Raw genomic sequence first — 2446 nt, 5'->3', positions numbered from 1 at the left:
AAGCGTTAGATTGGCTTACACCATTAGAGAAATTTGCTCAGCTTGTTGATTATCATAAGACTTTTCAAACTGTCGCACCTCATGTTTGAATTCGCCGTTTATTTGTTTGTGATATTGGTCTGCTCATATCTGGTCTAATATCACCATAATGATTCGGTGAGTACCACATTGACCCATCACTGCCTACTACAATCCGTTGTGGACCACGCCCATTTACACCTTGAGTAGGAACTACCCATTCTGTATAAGTTGGTCCATTTGGTAATTTTGGATTTGTTCCATTTCCGTAAACCTTCCCGTCCTTCAAAGCTGAACTCGGTTGATTATTTAATATTCGTTGTAATGTTGGCTCAAGATTAACATTTGTTCTTACTATACGATCATTCACCATAATTGGTTGATTTTCGATTGTCTTAGGTAATGAGTCCATCCAAGCTTGTTTTTGTTCAACGGTTAACTGTCTATTATTTACTGTATCTGGATGATATGGATCATTTTTAACAGATGGATTTCCACCACTTACTTGTTGCCCTGCTGGTGGCTTAGTTCTATCACAATTATTATGAACCCAAACTCCATCAAGATTAACATTCAAACCTTTAATAAAATAAGTATGATTTGTATCAACAGTTAAATTATACGCTTGTAATGCTTCAGATTTAACATCAACTGATATAACTTCATACCATTCGTTATTACTTACTAATAACTTATAACCTGCCTTTAAATTTGATGCATCTACCCATTTTCCACCGTTTACAACTCCATGGTATACATGTCCTTCAGATGATTGCGGTACATCATTATATGGAACTGTAAAATAAGGATGAATTTTATTAGAAACTATTGTTTGCTCTTGACCAGTTTTACTCCTAACTGTGACATATACTGTCTCTTTATAAGGGTTACTGTATTGTGCAAGAACCTGCTTATAACTGCCGTTTCCAGTAGTTTCGTTTAATGAATACACCCAATCCCCAACAGAAATTTGCTGTATTGGCGTATATCCATGGTTTGTTTTAACTTGCATATCTCCCCGGAATGAACAAGTTAAGTGCTTATATTGACTCTCAGTTATACTTGCTAAATTTTCTCCTGCTTTAGCTTCAGCACTTGCCAGTTTTGCACCTTTAGTCGCAGCTCCACCAATTGCCATTAGTGCTACATCTGTCCCACTTTCTGGAAATAGAATTTCTGTAGCGACATAGCCTATACCTGCAAGATAGTAACTTGCTCCAGATCTTGGTTTTTCTCCAACGATATAATCCAATACTTTAGATTTTGCAGGAATTAATATATTTTCCGCAGCACTACGATGACTAACTGTATATTTGGTACCACAGTCACCATAGCTCATTCCTTGACAATTTTTTTGAGCATACTGCAAAAACTCTAATTGCTTAAATAATTGAGGATCAGCTGCTTTAACATCATAATTAGAGGCGAGTCCAACATTCGTTGAGCCTAATAATTGTTTTAATTTATTATCATCAAATTGCTCAGCTGCCCAAATTTGTTGTACATTTTTCTCCATACAAGCAGATTCACCAGATGCTTTGCAGGATTTATATACTGACAAATTATCAGCACTTATTTGCTTTATCTTAGCAACAAGTTTATTTTTATCTACTTGACTACACCCATTTGCGTTTGGCGATGATTTGCAAATTTCCAAATACTTCTGCAAATCTGCAAATCTTTTATTCGTCAAATGCTCATCAAATTCATCATTATTTGCTATCTGTGACTCGTATTTTTCAGTATTAGCTTTTAATAAATCCAGTTGTGCCTGAGCATCATTAACACCCTTAACTTCAACTTTTGGAATATTCTGAATCTGGGTTTTAGCAGTATCAATATTTGATGAGTTTACCCAACTATTGACATTAAATGCGGCTTCTCCCATCCAACCTAAAGCATTCGCCGACTTTTCACCGAAACCAGCCTGGTGTGCATCCTCATGTGTCACCAAATTTACAGTATTTTTCTGAGCGTCCTTATCAAGATAAATATCTGTTTTATTGGTGATATTGGTCGTTGCATCCGCTTTTAAATAATTTTGATTGAATAAACTTTCGACCAAACTAACATCTGTATTTTTTATAGATGTTCCTTTGGTCAACTGATCATTATATTCATTGATTAGTTTTTGGTTATCCACAATATTATTGGATATTCCATCTTGGATGAGCTGTAAGTTAGCAGCCATTTCAGCATCATACGCTACGTTCGCATTATTTTTAGTTAATGTTGTTGCATCTTGTACTGAACCTTTTTCATCCAACAACCCAACAATACCAGAGCCTAAAATTAACCCGCCTGTCGCTGTTGAACCTGCAATAATTTTACGGCAGAGTAAAACTTGAAGTGCGACATAAACCACCTAATTAATTTAAAGGGTTTATGGAGTATATAAAATTGTCATACCATCATCTTAACTTTGAAG

1 protein-coding gene is annotated in these 2446 nt (G+C 35.5%); it reads right to left on the bottom strand.

Features of this window, described 5'->3' with window-relative positions; translation table 11 throughout:
* Positions 1-79 precede the first annotated feature (79 nt).
* The gene (locus ACG9ZL_RS20800) at positions 80-2383 is read right to left on the bottom strand and encodes a polymorphic toxin-type HINT domain-containing protein (RefSeq protein ID WP_419361745.1); all 2304 of its coding nucleotides are present in this window, start codon (positions 2381-2383) and stop codon (positions 80-82) included.
* Between the last annotated feature and the right edge of the window lie 63 nt (positions 2384-2446).

The organism is Acinetobacter legionensis (assembly GCF_048551735.1).
Lineage (GTDB): Bacteria > Pseudomonadota > Gammaproteobacteria > Pseudomonadales > Moraxellaceae > Acinetobacter.
The sequence above is the reverse complement of the archived record's forward strand: the minus strand, read 5'-3'. Positions and strand labels throughout refer to the sequence as shown.